The 15988-nt window shown below is 72.8% G+C and carries 18 protein-coding genes; 6 read left to right on the plus strand and 12 right to left on the minus strand.

The features are described from left to right. Positions 1 to 15: 15 nt before the first annotated feature. The gene (locus BJ958_RS13465; protein ID WP_179727294.1) at positions 16 to 1197 is read right to left on the minus strand and encodes a cystathionine gamma-synthase; all 1182 of its coding nucleotides are present in this window, start codon (positions 1195 to 1197) and stop codon (positions 16 to 18) included. 64 nt (positions 1198 to 1261) lie between these two features. Here BJ958_RS13465 and BJ958_RS13470 point away from each other — a divergent pair, with 64 nt between their 5' ends. The 5 genes from BJ958_RS13470 to BJ958_RS13490 all read left to right on the plus strand — a co-directional run bounded on the left by BJ958_RS13470 (position 1262) and on the right by BJ958_RS13490 (position 4972). After that, positions 1262 to 2203: a DUF5995 family protein gene (locus BJ958_RS13470; protein WP_179727295.1), complete on the plus strand. Its 942-nt coding sequence runs from the start codon at positions 1262 to 1264 to the stop codon at positions 2201 to 2203. Between the two features lie 31 nt (positions 2204 to 2234). Continuing rightward, positions 2235 to 2879, plus strand: coding sequence for a peptide-methionine (S)-S-oxide reductase MsrA (msrA, locus tag BJ958_RS13475; protein ID WP_179727296.1), 645 nt, complete (start codon positions 2235 to 2237; stop codon positions 2877 to 2879). Between the two features lie 65 nt (positions 2880 to 2944). After that, the gene (locus tag BJ958_RS13480; RefSeq protein WP_179727297.1) at positions 2945 to 3283 is read left to right on the plus strand and encodes a cupin domain-containing protein; all 339 of its coding nucleotides are present in this window, start codon (positions 2945 to 2947) and stop codon (positions 3281 to 3283) included. An 89-nt stretch (positions 3284 to 3372) separates the two neighbouring features. Further along, positions 3373 to 3600 carry a YiaA/YiaB family inner membrane protein gene (locus BJ958_RS13485; RefSeq protein ID WP_141797677.1) on the plus strand — a complete coding sequence of 76 codons (228 nt, stop codon included), beginning with the start codon at positions 3373 to 3375 and terminating at the stop codon, positions 3598 to 3600. A 31-nt stretch (positions 3601 to 3631) separates the two neighbouring features. Beyond that, positions 3632 to 4972: an ABC1 kinase family protein gene (locus BJ958_RS13490; RefSeq protein WP_179727298.1), complete on the plus strand. Its 1341-nt coding sequence runs from the start codon at positions 3632 to 3634 to the stop codon at positions 4970 to 4972. Here the strand turns inward: BJ958_RS13490 and BJ958_RS13495 are convergent. From BJ958_RS13495 to BJ958_RS13535, 9 genes are all read right to left on the minus strand, one after another. Further along, complete coding sequence (locus BJ958_RS13495) at positions 4969 to 5697, minus strand: VOC family protein (protein WP_179727299.1); 729 nt, start codon at positions 5695 to 5697, stop codon at positions 4969 to 4971. The two genes, BJ958_RS13490 and BJ958_RS13495, sit on opposite strands and share 4 nt — an antisense overlap. A 7-nt stretch (positions 5698 to 5704) precedes the next feature. Then, entirely contained in the window at positions 5705 to 6082 is a 378-nt protein-coding gene (locus BJ958_RS13500) for a pyridoxamine 5'-phosphate oxidase family protein (protein WP_179727300.1), read from the minus strand. A 16-nt stretch (positions 6083 to 6098) separates the two neighbouring features. Beyond that, positions 6099 to 6878 carry a TSUP family transporter gene (locus BJ958_RS13505; RefSeq protein WP_179727301.1) on the minus strand — a complete coding sequence of 260 codons (780 nt, stop codon included), beginning with the start codon at positions 6876 to 6878 and terminating at the stop codon, positions 6099 to 6101. Between the two features lie 10 nt (positions 6879 to 6888). Then, complete coding sequence (locus BJ958_RS13510; RefSeq protein ID WP_179727302.1) at positions 6889 to 7398, minus strand: hypothetical protein; 510 nt, start codon at positions 7396 to 7398, stop codon at positions 6889 to 6891. Between the two features lie 2 nt (positions 7399 to 7400). Next, a complete protein-coding gene (locus BJ958_RS29050; RefSeq protein ID WP_179727303.1) occupies positions 7401 to 9188 on the minus strand; it encodes an alpha/beta hydrolase in 1788 nt (595 codons plus the stop codon). Then, positions 9185 to 9520 carry a hypothetical protein gene (locus tag BJ958_RS13520; protein ID WP_179727304.1) on the minus strand — a complete coding sequence of 112 codons (336 nt, stop codon included), beginning with the start codon at positions 9518 to 9520 and terminating at the stop codon, positions 9185 to 9187. The genes BJ958_RS29050 and BJ958_RS13520 overlap by 4 nt, the downstream gene beginning before the upstream one ends. A gap of 90 nt (positions 9521 to 9610) precedes the next feature. Beyond that, positions 9611 to 11635: a VWA domain-containing protein gene (locus BJ958_RS13525; protein ID WP_179727305.1), complete on the minus strand. Its 2025-nt coding sequence runs from the start codon at positions 11633 to 11635 to the stop codon at positions 9611 to 9613. Then, positions 11632 to 12027, minus strand: coding sequence for an OsmC family protein (locus tag BJ958_RS13530; RefSeq protein WP_179727306.1), 396 nt, complete (start codon positions 12025 to 12027; stop codon positions 11632 to 11634). The genes BJ958_RS13525 and BJ958_RS13530 overlap by 4 nt, the downstream gene beginning before the upstream one ends. Beyond that, a complete protein-coding gene (locus BJ958_RS13535) occupies positions 12020 to 13453 on the minus strand; it encodes a P-loop NTPase family protein (RefSeq protein WP_179727307.1) in 1434 nt (477 codons plus the stop codon). Before BJ958_RS13535 ends, BJ958_RS13530 begins: the two co-directional genes overlap by 8 nt. Before the next feature lie 52 nt (positions 13454 to 13505). Between BJ958_RS13535 and BJ958_RS29055 the strand changes: the two genes are divergently transcribed. Beyond that, positions 13506 to 14342, plus strand: a complete 837-nt coding sequence (locus tag BJ958_RS29055) for an adenylate/guanylate cyclase domain-containing protein (protein WP_179727308.1) — start codon at positions 13506 to 13508, stop codon at positions 14340 to 14342. A gap of 3 nt (positions 14343 to 14345) precedes the next feature. Here the strand turns inward: BJ958_RS29055 and BJ958_RS13545 are convergent, their stop codons facing one another. Together BJ958_RS13545 and BJ958_RS13550 are read right to left on the minus strand one after the other, a co-directional pair. Then, on the minus strand, positions 14346 to 15530 hold the full coding sequence (locus BJ958_RS13545; protein ID WP_179727309.1) for a lipid-transfer protein: 1185 nt from the start codon (positions 15528 to 15530) through the stop codon (positions 14346 to 14348). Further along, positions 15527 to 15970 carry a Zn-ribbon domain-containing OB-fold protein gene (locus BJ958_RS13550; protein ID WP_179727310.1) on the minus strand — a complete coding sequence of 148 codons (444 nt, stop codon included), beginning with the start codon at positions 15968 to 15970 and terminating at the stop codon, positions 15527 to 15529. Before BJ958_RS13550 ends, BJ958_RS13545 begins: the two co-directional genes overlap by 4 nt. Positions 15971 to 15988: the final 18 nt, after the last annotated feature.

A 15988-nucleotide genomic window follows, 5' to 3' on the forward strand; every position in this document is an offset into this window, starting at 1 on the left:
GGCTAGACGGTCGGTTCAGGTCGTGGAGGCCAGCGCCCGGTCGAGATCGGCGAGCTGGTCCTCGGAGGTCTCGATGCCGACGCTGAGCCGGACCAGGTCGGCCGGGACCTCGAGGTCGGTGCCCGCGACGCTGGCGTGGGTCATCCGGCCCGGGTGCTCGATCAGCGACTCGACGCCGCCGAGCGACTCGCCCAGGGTGAAGACCTTCGTCGCCGCACAGATCGCGAGCGCCTGCTCCTCGCCGCCCTTGACGCGGAAGGAGACCATGCCGCCGTAGCGCTTCATCTGACGGCTGGCGACGGCGTGGCCGGGGTGGTCGGCGAGTCCGGGGTAGATCACCTGGCTGACCGCCGGGTGGCTGCCCAGGAAGTCGGCGACCTTCTCGGCGTTGTCGCTGTGGCGCTCCATCCGCAGCGCGAGGGTCTTGAGGCCACGCAGCACCAGCCACGAGTCGAACGGGCCGGCCACGCCGCCGATGGAGTTCTGGTGGAACCCGATCCGCTCGGCCAGCGCGTCGTCGTCCACGACGAGCGCACCGCCGACGACGTCGGAGTGGCCGCCGGCGTACTTCGTCGTCGAGTGGACGACCACGTCGGCGCCGAGGGCCAGCGGCTGCTGGAGGTACGACGACGCGAAGGTGTTGTCGACGACGAGCAGGGCGCCCGCGTCGTGGGCCACAGCGGCGAGCGCCTCGATGTCACCGATCGACAGCAGCGGGTTGGTCGGCGTCTCGACCCACACCATCCGCGTGACGCCAGGCTTGATCGCCGCGCGCACCGCGTCGACGTCGGTCACCGGCGCCGGGCTGTGCTCGACGCCCCAGACCGTCGCGACCTTGTCGAAGAGGCGGAACGTGCCGCCGTAGGCGTCATTGGGCAGGACCACGTGGTCGCCCGGCTTGCACAGCGCGCGGATCAGGGTGTCCTCGGCCGCGAGGCCGGAGGCGAAGGCGTACCCGTGCGCCCCTCCCTCGAGCGCCGCCAGGGTCGACTCCAGCGCCGTGCGCGTGGGGTTGGCCGAGCGGCTGTACTCGTAGCCGTTGCGCAGCCCGCCCACGCCGTCCTGGGCGTAGGTCGAGGTCGCGTAGATGGGCGGGATCACCGCACCGGTGGTCGGGTCGGGTGCGTAGCCGGCGTGGATGGCCCGGGTCTCGAAGCCGGCGCCGTCGAGGTGCTCGTCGATGTGGTTGTCGCTCACCGTTCGAGCCTACTCAGGCGGCGTCGTCCCGTGACCAAAGCGAGCATTCGCTCGTTTCCGGCGTGTGACCGCCCTCACCCGGCTCCTGGCCGCCGTCGTCCTGCCCTGCCTGCTCGCCGTCACCACCGTCGCGGCGCCCGCACCCGCCACGGCGACCGGCTACGGCGACGACCCGGACCCGCTGCGCGCCCTGCTCCTGCCACCGCTGGACGCCGTGGTCGCCCTGCTGGCTCCGCTGCCGGTCCCCGCGACGCCCTACACCGGTGAGGTCTGCGTCAGCGGGGCCGACGCGTGCATCGACGACGTGGTCGCCCGGATGCAGACCCGGCTCGACGGCCTCGCGAGCAGCTGCTCGCACAGCGCGATCTTCTCGCTGGCCTACCTCCGGGTGACCGAGAACGTCCGTGACGCGGTCCGCAGCGGGTACTTCGCGGACCGCGCCTGGCTCAACCGCGTCGACGCGGTGTTCGCGCAGATGTACTTCGACACCACCGCACGATGGGCCGCGGGCGACCGCACGGGCATCCCGGCCGCGTGGCGGATCGCGCTCCAGGCCGAGGACGACCGGGCGATGAGCGGGCTGGGCAACTTCCTGCTCGCCATGAACGCCCACATCAACAGCGACTTCCCGCACGTGTTGGCGACGGTCGGCCTCACCGGTCCGGACGGCAGCCACAAGGCCGACCACAACCGCTACAACAACCGCCTCGACAGCCTCTACGCCCCGGTGTTCGCCGAGGAGGCCGCACGCTTCGACCCGACCTTCGACGACATCGACGCCGGCACCGCCGAGGAGGCGGTCGCCGGCGTGATCATGCGCGGCTGGCGCGAGATGGTCTGGCGCAACGCCGAGGCGCTGGTGCTGGCGCGGACCCCCGCGGCCAAGCGCCTGGTCGAGAAGGAGATCGAGGTCTACGCGGCCCTGCAGGCGCAGCTGATCCGCGCGTTCTTCGTCGCGAGGCCGACGAAGCGCGACGCCTGGTGCGCCGCGCACGGCGCCGCCTGAGCCCCCTTGCGCGCCGGGAGAGAATGGACCCATGTTCTCCCGCCGCAAGACCGAGCTGGTCGACCCCGCCGAGGCACTGCCCGGCCGCCCCACCCCGGCGTTCCCCCTCCCCGCGCAGCACGAGGTCCTGGGCACCCCGCTGGTCACCGACGACGTGCCCGACGGCCTCGAGGTCGCGATCTTCGGCCTCGGCTGCTTCTGGGGCGCCGAGGAGATCTACTGGCAGGTCCCCGGCGTCTGGTCGACGTCGGTCGGGTACGCCGGCGGGACCAGCCCGAACCCGACGTACGAGGAGGTCTGCAGCGGCCGCACCGGCCACACCGAGGCCGTCCGGATCGTCTTCGACCCCGACCGGGTCTCCTACGCCGACCTGGTCAAGCAGTTCTTCGTGGTCCACGACCCCACCCAGGGCATGCGCCAGGGCAACGACGTCGGCACCCAGTACCGCTCGGCGATCTACTACACGACCCCCGAGCAGGAGCAGGTCGCGCGCGAGCTGACCAAGGTCTACGGCGACGAGATCGCCCGCCGCGGCTACGGCGACATCACGACCGAGATCGAGCCGGCCGGCGCGTACTACTACGCCGAGCCGCACCATCAGCAGTACCTGCACAAGGTGCCCAACGGCTACCGCTGCCACGCGAACACCGGCATCCCGTTCCCCGAGACCGCCTGACCACCTCCGCCGCCTGACCCGTTCGGGCCATGGTCACGACCGTCGCGCGGTGCGATGGTCGGGTGATGGCCGAGGACCCGGTGACGAGCAACCCGGACCACTACACGGTGGTCTTCGAGAACGACCGCGTGCGGGTGCTGGAGTACCGCGACGAGCCGGGTGCGCGGACCACGCCGCACGCGCACCCGGACAGCGTGATGTACACGCTGTCGTCCTTCCGCCGCCGGCTGGTCGCCGGTGACCAGCAGCGCGAGGTGGAGATGACGGCAGGGACGGTGGGCTGGCTGCCGGCACAGGAGCACCACGGGGAGAACATCGGCGACACCCCGACCCACGTGCTGTTCGTGGAGCTCAAGGAGCCCGCCCCGGGTGCCGGCGGGCGCACCCTCGGCCCGGCGGACTGACCTCGCACGACCGACACCTCCCAACGGGCCATCCCCGTTGAGCAGGTGTACTCACGTCACCCGCCGCACACAGCCGCCACCCTCGTCGCATGACCAAGACGACGTACGCCTTCTACCTCCAGTCCGCCATCTCCTTCGCCGCCGCGCTGGTGTTCATGGTCGGCGGCATCTACTTCCTGCCGGTCGACGGCTGGATCCGCGCGTTCCTCTGCCTCGGCGCGCTCTTCCTCGTGAACTCCTCCTTCGCGCTCGCCAAGTGCGTGCGCGACCAGCAGGAGGCGCGGGCCGCGGAGATCCGGGTCGACGCGTACCGCTGAAGCAGGTTGCCCCATGCCCGACAATGGGGCCATGGCTGACCTTCCCCGGAAGGCCGCGGCGCGCACCGCGCGGCTCGCGGCACTCCCCCTCGGGTACGCCGGTCGCACGGCGCTCGGGTTCGGGAAGCGCCTGGGCGGCGCGGCTCCCGAGGCGGTGATGAGCGAGATCCAGCAGCGGACGGCGGAGCAGCTGTTCCGGACGCTCGGCGAGCTCAAGGGCGGCGCGATGAAGTTCGGGCAGGCGCTGAGCGTGCTCGAGTCGGCGCTCCCGGAGGAGATGGCGGCGCCGTACCGCGAGCAGCTCACCCGGCTCCAGGACTCCGCTCCCCCGATGCCCACCCAGACCGTGCGCACGATCCTCACCGAGGACCTCGGCGTGGACTGGAAGGACCGCCTGGTCTGGCTCGACGGGGCACCGACGGCGGCCGCGAGCATCGGGCAGGTCCACGAGGGCCGGTGGTACGACGGCCGCCGGGTCGCGGTGAAGGTCCAGTACCCCAACGCCGGCGACGCGCTGATGGCCGACCTGCGCACCCTGGCCCGGGCGGCCCGGGCGATCGGGCCCCTCATCCCCGGGGTCGACATGAAGCCGCTCGTCGAGGAGGTCCAGGCCCGGGCCCGCGAGGAGCTCGACTACGACCTCGAGGCCGAGGCGCAGCGGGAGTTCGCGCAGGCGTTCCGCGACGACCCGCACATCGTCGTACCCGACGTCGTCGCCGTCGGTCCCCGCGTCCTGGTCACCGAGTGGCTCGACTCCGCGGGATCACTGGCGTCGGTCATCGCCGACGGCACGCCCGAGGAGCGCGACCACTACGGCGAGATCTTCACGCGCTTCCTGTTCTCCGGGCCCGCCCGCACCGGACTCCTCCACGCCGACCCGCACCCCGGCAACTTCCGGGTGATCCCCGACGACGACGGCGCGCCCGGCCGGATCGGGGTGCTCGACTACGGAGCCGTGGCCCGGCTCCCGCAGCGCGGCCTGCCCGCGCCGATGGGCCGGCTGATCACGCTGTGCGCGGCCGGCGACGGCGACGGGCTGATCGCGGAGCTGCGAGCCGAGGGCTTCCTCAAGGACCGCATCCAGATCGAGCCCGAGCTGCTCATGGACTACCTCGCGCCGTTCGTCGACCCCACCCTCGTCGAGCGGTTCCGGTTCAGCCGGGAGTGGATGCGCGAGCAGTTCCAGAGGATCAACAACCCCAGGGACCCGGCCTACACGGTGAGCATCAAGCTCAACCTGCCGCCGTCCTACGTCCTGATCCACCGCACCTGGCTCGGCGGCGTCGGCGTGCTCAGCCAGCTCGAGGCCGAGGCACCGTTCCGCGCGATCATGCAGGAGTTCCTGCCGGGCTTCAGCCCGACTGCACGCTAGGGCGCCACGTCCGTGAGGCAGTAGGCCCGCCCGTTCGGGTCGGCGAGCACGGTCCAGTGGCGGTGCTGCGCGAGCACCCGCGCACCGAGGCCGAGGTGCCGCTCGGTCTCCGCGGCGCGGTCCGTGGTCCCCCAGTCGAGGTGCGCGCGGACCTCTCCGGTGTCGTCGGCGCCGAGACGCTGGACCAGCAAGCCGAGCGGATGGCCGGCGGGAGCGTCGAGAACGTGGAACTCCTCGGCGACCACGGACTGCCGCAGCGACCACCCGGTCACGGCGGTCCAGAACGCCAGCTCCCTGTCGTACGACGCCCGCGGCACGTCGATCGCGACCTGGCGCACCCGCGACGCTGACCCGTGCCCGTGCACCGTGGCCGCCGGCACCCGGGACGCGGCGTGGTCGACGAGGCAGAACACGAAGCCGGCGGGCGAGGCCATCACGACGTACCCACGGTCGGCGACGATCGTCGCGCCCGCCACCCGCGCCGCGTCGGCCGCGGCCAGCGGGTCGGTGACGTGCAGGTCGAGGTGGATCCGGTCCGCGCCCGCGTGGCGGCGTTGCACCTTGAGGTACGGGTCGCCGTCGGGCGCCAGCAGCGAGGCGAACTCGTCGTGGGCGCCGCGCGGCGGCGAGACGGCGTACCCGGTCGCCTCCTGCCAGAAGCCCACCGTCTCCTGGTGGTGCGCCGGAGCGCTGTCGAGGAAGGCGGTGATCCAGAACGGGTGCATCGGCTGGTCAGCCGCCGATCGGGGCGCAGTCGTGACCGCAGCCCTCGGGCGGGAGCGGGCCGTCGGCGTGGGCAGCGGGGCGGTGCAGCACGGCGGCCGTGGCGGTGACGAGGACGTCCTCGCCGTCGGTCGTGGCGGTGCCGTCGACGAGCAGGGTGTAGCCGTGGCGCTCCCGCGGCGGGAACACCACCGTCACCGTGGGGTTCTCGGCCAGGTTGCGCAGTGTGCCCCTGCCCGGACCCGCGATCCGCAGCGTGCCGTCGTCGCCGGCGACCGGGTCGACGGTCACGACCTTGACCTGCGGTGAGGACGTGGTCAGCAGGTAGCCGCTGTCGAAGTCGGCCAGGGCCTGGCGCAGGTCCGCGGGGTCCACCGGGATGCTCATGTCGTCAGGTTACGGCTCACCACAGACCCAGCACACCGCCGCCGATGCGCACGACGAACGCACTCACCACGGCGATGAAGAACAACCGCACGAACCCGGAGCCGCGGGCCACCGCGGTGCGCGCCCCGAGGTAGCCGCCGACCAGGTTGCAGGCGCCCATCATCAAGCCGACGTCCCACAGCACCGCACCCTGCGGCACGAAGAGCAGCAGCGCGCCGAGGTTGGTCGCGAAGTTCGCGAGCTTGGCCTTGGCCGAGGCCTGGAGGAAGTCGTAGCCGAGCAGTCCGACGAGCGCGAACACGAAGAAGCTGCCCGTTCCCGGACCGAGGATCCCGTCGTAGGAGCCGATCACGAACCCGACGCCCATCGCTGCGACGAGGTGGCGGTGCCCGGCGAACCGGAGCGCGGTCTGCTCTCCGAGCTGGGGACGGAGCAGGACGTAGCCGCCGACCACGACCAGCGCCACCAGCACGATCGGCTCGAACGCGTCGCGAGGGATGTGCGAGGCCAGGAGCGCGCCGGAGAAGGCGCCGGTCAGCGCGAGCGCCATCAGCGGGAGCGCGGTGCGCAGGTCCGGGCCGATCCGGCGGTAGTAGGTGAGCGAGCTGACCGCAGTACCGCACACCGAGGCGATCTTGTTGGTGGCGAGCACCTGGACCGGGCTCGCGCCCGGCAGCCCGAGCAGGATCGCCGGGAGCTGGACCAGTCCCCCGCCGCCGACGACGGCGTCGACGAATCCGGCCGTGAGGGCAGCCAGCGCGAGCAGCGCGATGACGGTCAGGCTGAGGTCCCCCACGGCCGCGACTCTACGAGGACCAGGCGAGGCCGATCTCGGGACGGTCGTCGTAGTCCTCGGCGACCTTCCGCGACGTCCGGATGCACGCGGCCCGGAGGTGGACCTGGACCTGGGCGGGCGCGATCCGGAGGTTCAACGACAAGTCGCCCTTGGTGGCGCTGAGCGCCGTCTGGCCGGCCGGGTCCTCGACCGTCCAGCCGTCGGCCTCGAGCAGGCCGGCGGCGGTGGCCGTCGCCTTCTCCTGGGTCAGCTCGCCAGAGGACCCGAAGCGCACGAGGTCGTTGAGCACCACCCCACCGGGCGCGAGGTCGTCGCCGCAGACGGTGAAGGACCGGCTGCCCTCGGCGCCGCTCAGCACGAGCGCGTCCGCGATCTCGTGGAGGACACCGGCTCGGGCATCGTCCGCTGCCGCGATGACGTCGTCGACAGCCGTGCGGTCCGCCTCGTCGTCGCAGCCGGTCAGGCCGGCGGCGAGCAGGAGGGCAACGGGCAGTGCCACTGCGTTCCCGAGAAGGCGCATGCTCACAGCCTCCCACCGAGCTTCGCGTGCTCCCAGGTCCACGTGGCGGCGTCGGCGAGTCCCTCCGCCGCGGTCGCGCTGCCGGCGGCGACCAGGAGCTCGGGCAGCGTGAGGTGGCCGCCGCCGGGGGCGCCGCGTGGCGGTTGCCCGGTGACCTCGTCGTCGGCGGCGGCGACGACGTGGGCGAGGTTGGCGAGCGAGGTGCCGGTGAAGTACGAGGTGTGGTTGTGCAGCAGCTCCTCGGCCCGCAGGTCGCCGTCGCCGGTCTCGAACCGGGTGCCACCGAAGGCGGTGTCGGCCGGGTCGTGGCCGAGTGCGCCGAGGCCGCCGCGGTCGCCGCTGCCGAGCAGGGACACCGGGTCGTGGTCCTTGCTGCCGACCCATACGTCGGCGTCGGTCAGCGCACCGGCGGTCTCGGCCGGGACGCCGGGGCTCCCGAGCAGCACGGCGTCGTCGACCGGGAGACCGTCGGCCAGGGCGTGCCCCAGCGTCGTGGAGCCGTAGCTGTGACCGATCACGGTGAGGTGGGCCGGCGGCCCCTGATCGGATCCGCGGACTCCGTCGACGAAGTCGCCGAGCCGCTCCCCGCCCGCCTCGGCCTTGCCCGTGAGGGCAACGCCGTCGAAGTCCGCCTGACCGCGCGGGTCGAGCGGGTTGAGCGGGTTGCCGCTCGGGGCGTCGTAGTCGGCCCAGTAGACGGACGCAACGCTGCCCCTCCCCTCGTTGACCGCCGCCTCGTGCAGGACGAGGGTCTTGTCGAGGTTGCCCCCGATGCTGGAGGTGTCGGTCGTCAGGCCGGGCACGTTGACCGAGACGTGGTCGGCGGTGTCCGGGTCACCGAAGCCGACCGCCACGCCGCCGTCACCCGAGTGCAGGCCCGGGGTGAAGGCGAGCAGCTTCGTGAGGTGGGCGCCGGCGTCGTCGGTCAGTCCGGCGTGCTCGTCGAGGGCCTCGTCCACGGACCGCGCGTTGTCGAGCACCCGTTCCTCCTTCCCGGTGAGCTGCCCGTCCTGGTCCCGCTGCCGGTAGAGGTCGAGGTCGCGGGCGAGCTCGCCCCGGTTGGCCTCGTCGCGGTCGGCCATCGGCACCCCGCCGGTGTTGCCGACCAGGCCGGGGTGCTCGGTGGTGAGCGCCTCCTGCTCGGCGCGGCGCAGCCCGCGCCACCAAGCGGCCAGCGCGACCGGGTCACCACGGAGCCGGCGCAGCTGCCGGGTGAGCTCGCCGGTGCGTGGCCGGCCGGGATCGGCGGCCGCCGACTGGCCCTCGCTGACGCTGTCGACGCCCTGGAGGGCGGCGACGACGTCGGCCTCCACCCGGGCCCGCGCGGCCTTCCACGCGTCGATCCGCTCCCGCAGGGCACTCGCCCGGCGGTGGAGGACGTCGGCCCGTTCCCGGAGCTCGACGAGCCGGCTGTCGTCGGTCGCGGCAGCCACCTCGGCGACGAGCTCGGCGATCCGTTCGTTGACCTCGGCACGGTCGGCGTTGATCCGGGTACGTCGGACGAACAGCCGGCTCAGCCGGGCAGCGAACCGGTCGGTCGCGGTGACCGCCCTGTCGAGCGCGGCCTCCGCGGCGTCGAGGCGGACGGCCACCTGGGTGGCGGCGTGGTCGTGCGCCTGCGCGGTGTCGCCCTGCCACGCCGGCGCGGCGATCGAGGCGGCCCAGCCCTGCACGTTCTTGACGGCGATGGCAGCCGCGCGCAGGTCGGTGGCGAGGTCCTGGGCGCCGGTGGGCGTCGAGGTCAGGTCGGGGCAGGGCGGCACCTGGGCGGGGACGTGGACGAGGGTCACGGCCAGCTCACCTCCCCCACGGCGGCGTCGCGCTCGGCCCACGGGAGCAGCGCGCGCAGCCGCTCGGCCTGGGACTGGTCGACGAGGACGAGGAGCCGTCGGAAGAAGACGAACTCCTCGGCGTACCCCTGCGCCCGTCGGGCGACGGCCTTGACCTCGTCGACCCAGGGGTCGGCGAAGGCCGTGACGGCGGCCGTGACGGCGTCGGAGAGGTCGGAGGTCGAGACCTTGGCGAGGCGGCGCCAGGCGCCGTCGAGCTCGTCGGCGGCCTCGTCCCAGCGGTCGCGGGTGGCCGTGAGGACGGCGTACGGGACATCGAGGGTGATCGTCATGCACGTCCGGCTGCCCGACGTGCCCGGCCGGGAAACGACGGGTTCCGGTTGTCCACAGGACCGCCGGAATCCCCGCTCAGGACGAGGGAATCAGCCGACCCAGAACCCGCGCGAACCGAACCAGTCGCCGTAGGTCCCCGGCCCGGAGCCGCGTCCGCCCGCGCCGCCGCGTCGCGATCCGAGGTAGGAGCCGACGACCGCGGCGCCCAGGTCGTCGGACTCCGGCGCGATCACCGAGCCCTCGACACGGCGGGCCATCGACTCGATGAAGCGGGCCAGGCCAGGGTCATCGCCGAGCCGGAAGAAGGTCGTCTGCGCCCCCAGCCGGCGTGCGTTGTCGAGCTCGCGCACGGCGAGCGCGATGGTCATCGGGTGCGGCGGGTAGGAGAAGAAGACGTCGCCGCTCGACTCCAGGTGGGAGGTCGGCTCGCCGTCGGTGACGATGAGCAGCACGGGCTGGGCGTTGGGGTGCTTGCGGAAGTGCCGGTTGGCCAGCAGCAGCGCGTGGTGGAGGTTGGTGCCCTTCGCCCAGCGCGCGTCGAGGGCGGTGAGCTCCTCGATCCGCATGGTCTGGGCGTGCCGGCCGAAGCCGATCAGCTCCAGGCTGTCGCCGCGGAAGCGCGATCCGATCAGGGTGTGCAGCGCGAGCGCGGTCTGCTTCATCGGCACCCAGCGACCGTCCATCGCCATCGAGAACGACGTGTCGACGCACAGCGCGACCGCGGCCTGGGTGCGGGCCTCGGTCTCGGCGACCTCGACGTCGTCGATCGCGAGCAGTCGTCCGTCCGGGTCCGCGGCGCGGCGCAGCACGCCGTTCAGCATGGTGCGGGGCAGGTCCCACGGCTCGGTGTCGCCGAACTCCCAGGCGCGGGTCGCGCCGGACAGGTCGCCGGCGGCGCCGGCCTGGCGCACGTCGCGCTGGCCCTGCCGGCCGGACATCCTCTGGGCCACGTCGCGCAGCAGTGCCTTGCCGAGCTGGCGCATGGCCTTGGGCGTGAGCCGCAGCTCGCCGTCGAAGCCGCGCTCCATCGCGCCCGACTCGCGCAGTGCCTTCTCCAGCTCCTGGAGCCTGCGGGCGTCGACGGCGGCCTCGGTGCCGAGCTGGCGGGCCAGCTTGTCGAGGTCGACATCGTCGAGGCGGGCGCCGCCGTACCCCTGGGACAGCTGGTCGGCCAGGGCGTCGAGGTCGGCGAGGTCCTGCAGCACGCCGGTGCCGTCGCCGAGGCCGAGGCCGGTGGTCGAGGGGTCGCCGTCGCCGAACTGCTCGGAGCCGCCCCAGTCCTCACCGGGGCGCAGCGACATGAGGTTCGCATCGAGCCGGTCGAGCTGCTCCATCAGCGCGGGCGAGCCGAATGCCTGGGCGGAGAGCTGCATCAGCTCGGCCCGCTGCTCGGCGCTCATCGAGTTGAGCATCCGCTGGGCCGCGGCGGAGCGCTGGGCGAGCGCGTCGAGGAGCTCGTCGATGTCCTGCGGGTTCTCGGGGAAGTGCTGGCCGTGCTTGGCCATGAACTCCTGGAAGTCCTCGGGGGTGTCCTCACCACGCGCGTGCTTCTCGAGCAGCTCGTTGAGGTCGCCCAGCATCTCGCTGATCGCCTGCCGGTCCTCGTCGGTGGCGTTCTCGAGGGCCTGCTTCATGCCGGCGAAGCGCTGGTCGAGGAGCTCGCGGCCGAGCAGGTCCTTGATCTGCTCGAAGGCCTCGCGCGCCTCGCGGGACTGCCAGTCGTAGTCGCCGAGCTCGGTGACGGCGGCGGCGGGCGAGTCGGGCAGGCTCTGCAGCCGCATCTCGCGGAAGGCGCGGTCGCCGTCGTCCATCATCGCGTCGCGGGCCAGCTGCTTGCGCTCCTCGAGGACCGCCTTCTCGAGAAGCTCGCGCACCTCGTTCAACGTCCCGTCGAGGTTGTGCCGCTGCAGCAGGTCGCGGCGGCGCTCGGCCACCCGGCGGGCGAGGTCGTCGAGGCCGGCCCGGTCCTGGCCGCCGCGGCGCAGGAACTCCCGCATCGCGCGCTCGGGGCTGTAGCCGGCCATCACGTCCTGGCCGATGGCGTCGAGCGCCTCGGCGATGTCGACCGGCGGGGCGAGGGGGTCGCCGCCGTCGTACCTGCGGTAGCGGCTCACTGCTCGCTCCTTCGTACGTCGGCGCCGGCTCGCAGCGCGCGCGGGATCTCGGCCACCTCGTCGACCACCTCGAGCAGCAGCTGCACCGTCTCGGAGGCAGCGGTGGTGTCGAGGGCGATGTCGTAGGTGATACCGGTCGAGTTCCACACGTCGTCGAAGCCGCCGTCGGCGCTCACCGCGACCCCGTGGACGGGCACGTCGAGCCGCCGGGCCTCGCGGTAGGTGTCGTTGAGCACGCACAGGGCCACCGCGAGGTGGAGCAGCTGGGCGCCGTTGGTCGCAGGCCCCGCGAGGACGCCCTCCTCGGTCCAGGCGTGCGGGAGCACGACCCCCTCCCCCTCACGGAGGGTGCCGGAGGAGACCCGCACGCCGAACGGGGAGGGATCAGCCATAGATCGTCTCCACGCCGGCCTCGCCGAACTGCACGTCCTTGCCGATCTTGCGGGCGAGGAACAGCCCCTCGAGGGCGAGCTCGATCGCGGCCGCCCGCTCCCCGTCGGTGCGGCCGCCGCCGGCGCCCCCTGAGTGATAGATGCGATCGCAGACCTGGTCATAGAGCTCCGACTCGCCGAGCACCGGCAGCCCGGCGAGCACGTCGCGGGCGGTGACCTGGCCGCCGGTCACGACGGTGGCGCCGTCCTCGATCGCGTCGACGAGCAGGGCGAAGTCGAGGCCGCGGAACTTCTCGCGGACGGTCTCGGCGGTCGCCGTCCGCAGCAGGTGGGTGAGGATCTCGGCCTCGCGGCCCTCCTCGCCGGACTCGAACTCGATCTTGCCGCCGAGCACGTCGACGGCGGTCTCGAGGTCGACGACCCGCGCCACGGCCCGGTCCTCGCCCTGGATGGTGGCGCGGCGCAGGGCTGCGGCGGCGATGGTCTCGGCGCCGGCGATCGCGAACCGGGCGGAGACGCCCGAGCGCTGGTCGACAGCGCTGGAGTCGCGCAGGTTGCGGGTGAACCGGGCGAGGATCTCGACCAGGAAGTCGGGGACGTCGACCCGGTCGGGCAGCAGGTCCGCCTCCTGCCGGATGACGGCGATCTCGGCGGCGAGCGCCTTCGGGTAGTGGGTGCGGATCTCGGCGCCGAAGCGGTCCTTGAGCGGCGTGATGATCCGGCCGCGGTTGGTGTAGTCCTCGGGGTTCGCGGAGGCGACGACGAACACGTCGAGCGGCAGCCGCAGGACGTAGCCGCGGATCTGGATGTCACGCTCCTCCATCACGTTGAGCATTGCCACCTGGATCCGCTCGGCGAGGTCGGGCAGCTCGTTGATGGCGACGATGCCCCGGTGGGAGCGGGGAATCAGGCCGAAGTGGATGGTCTCCGGGTCGCCGAGCGAGCGGCCCTCGGCGACCTTCATCGGGTCGACGTCGCCGATCAGGTCGGCGACGCTGGTGTCGGGGGTGGCGAGCTTCTCGGCGTACCGCTCCTCGCGGTGGCGCCAGGAGATCCGCAGGTCGTCGCCGTAGGTCGCCACGGCGGCCTTCGACGTCACGGTGACCGGGTCGTAGGGGTGCTCGCCGAGCTCGGAGCCGGAGATCACGGGGGTCCACTCGTCGAGCAGGCCGACCAGGGTGCGCAGCAGCCGGGTCTTGCCCTGGCCGCGCTCGCCGAGCAGGACGACGTCGTGGCCGGCGATGATCGCCCGCTCGAGCTGCGGGATGACCGTGTCCTCGAAGCCGTGCAGGCCGGGCCAGGGGTCCTCCCCCGCTGCCAGCCGGTCCAGCAGGTTGTCGCGGAGCTCGGCTCGCAGGTGCTTGTGCTGGTGGCCGGAGGCGCGCAGCTCGCCGAGGGTGGAGATCGTCGGAGCCGTAGTGGTCACCGTCTCACGCTACTGCGGCCCGCAAGAGGTTTCCTGGCCCTAGTCTTCGAACGTGGCGATCGTCGTCGGGGTCCTGTGCGTCCTGGTGGTCGGCCTGCTCGGCCTGGTCCTCGCGTTCGCCCGGGACCGCGGGCAGCTGCAGCGCCAGCTCGCCGACACCCGGGCGCACGTCGCCCAGCTCGAGTCGGACCTGGACGCGGCGCTGCGCCCGCCGCCGCCGACGAACTCCGCCGAGCGCGCCGTACGACGGGTGATCCGGACCGCCTCGAAGGTCCGGTCCCACGGCATCACCGGGCTGATCCAGAGCACGGTCGAGGACCTGCAGACCTGGGCCAGCGACGACGAGCGGGCCGACATCCTCAACATGGCCGCCTCGGACGGCACGGTCACCCTGTTCTTCTCCGACATCGAGGAGTCGACGCCGCTCAACGACCGGCTCGGCGACGCGACGTGGGTCAAGGTGCTGGCCGCCCACGACCGGGTGCTGCGCGCGCAGATCGAGAAGTACCGCGGCCAGGTGGTGAAGACCGCCGGCGACGGCTTCATGGTCGCCTTCCGCGACAGCGAGGCCGCCTGCCGAGCGGCACTCGGCATCCAGCGCGACCTGCCGCGCGACGTCACCCTGCGCCGCCACGGCCCGATCCTGGTCCGGATCGGCATCCACACCGGCCAGGTGGTCGCCCGCGACGGCGACTACTTCGGCCGCAACGTGGCCATGGCGGCCCGGGTCGCCAGCCTCGCCCACGGCGGCGAGGTCCTCGCCAGCGACGCGGTCCGCGAGGCGCTCGACGAGGACGCGGCGCTCACGCTGGTGGAGCGCGACGCGGTGGAGCTCAAGGGGCTCGCCGGCGAGCACGTGGTCTGGGAGATCCTCCCGCCGGCGAGCTGAGCCTCACACGGAGAGGATCACCGACGAGCCGTGGCCGAACAGGCCCTGGTTGGCGGTGATGCCGACCCTGGCGCCCTCGACCTGACGGCCCTCGGCACGGCCCTGGAGCTGCCAGGTCAGCTCGCAGACCTGCGCGATCGCCTGGGCGGGCACGGCCTCGCCGAAGCACGCGAGACCACCGGAGGGGTTGACCGGGATGCGGCCACCGAGGGTGGTGTCCCCGGCGCGGAGCAGCGCCTCGGCCTCGCCGCGCTTGCACAGCTGCAGGTCCTCGATCCAGTCCAGCTCGAGCGCGGTCGAGAGGTCGTAGACCTCGGCGACGTCGACGTCGGAGGGGTCGATGCCGGCCTCCTCGTACGCCGCCTGGCCGATCGACTCCTTGAACGTGCGCTCCGGCACACCGGTGAGGGCCGAGGAGTCGGTCGCGAGCAGCGGCATGTCGATGACCGTGTTCGGGAAGGTCGGGGTGACCGTGGAGACGGCGGCGACCGTGACCGGGGAGGCGATGCCGTGCTTCCTGGCGTAGTCCGCGCTGGTCAGCACGACCGCGGCGGCGCCGTCGGAGGTGGCGCAGATGTCGAGCAGGTGCAGCGGGTCGGAGACCATCGGCGAGGCGAGGACCTCCTCGACCGACGACTCCTTGCGGAAGCGGGCGTTGGGGTTCGTGAGGCCGTGCTTGGCGTTCTTGACCTTGACCTGGGCGAAGTCCTCCGCCGTGGCGCCGTAGAGGTCCATCCGCCGGCGGGCGTAGAGGGCGAAGTACGCCGGGTTGGTCATGCCGAGCAGCCGGAAGCGCAGCCAGTCGGGGTCGTTCCAGCGCTCGCCGGCGTTGGGGGCCAGGAAGCCCTTCGGCGTGGTGTCGGCGCCGACGACCAGGGCGACCTCGCTCATGCCGGCCAGGATCCGGGCCCGGGCGGTGTCGATGGCCTGGGCGCCGGTCGCGCAGGCGGCGTACGACGTCGCGATCCGCGCACCGTTCCAGCCCAGCGCCTGGGCGAAGGTGGAGCCGGCCACGTAGCCGGCGTAGCCGTTGCGGACGGTCTCGCCGCCGACGACGAGGTCGACGTCGGCCCAGGCGATGCCGGAGTCCTGGAGGGCCTCGCGAGCGGCGCGCACGCCGTACTCCGTGAAGTTGCGGCCCCACTTGCCCCAGGGGTGCATGCCCGCACCCGCGATGACGACGCTCATGCGACCGGCCTCCAGCGGTAGATGGTGCGCTCACCGGTCTCGTCGACGTTGAGCGTCTCGACGACCAGGTCGACCTCGGCGCCGACCACCAGGTCGGCGACGCCGAAGCCGTCGGCCACCTGGCCGAGCACGACGATGCCCTCGGGCAGCTCGACGGCGGCCAGTGCGAACGGCTGGAACGGGTCGGTCGGCGCGACGTACGGCGCCGGGGGCTGGTACTGCGCGTCGGTGTAGGACCACACGCGGCCGCGCCGCGAGAGCTCGACGGCGTCGCGCTCGGTGCCGTCGCAGGCGGGGTTGCGGCAGTAGAACGCGGCCGCGCCGGCGTCGCTGGACACCGGCGGGAACACGACGTTGCTGCACGTGGTGCAGCGGGAGGCGAGGAGCCGGGGCTCGTCGCCGGTGGTGAACCAGCCCTCGATGACGGGGGTCGCGGTCATGGAAGCTCCCTGGAAGTA

The organism is Nocardioides kongjuensis, assembly GCF_013409625.1.
In the GTDB taxonomy this organism is placed as follows: domain Bacteria; phylum Actinomycetota; class Actinomycetes; order Propionibacteriales; family Nocardioidaceae; genus Nocardioides; species Nocardioides kongjuensis.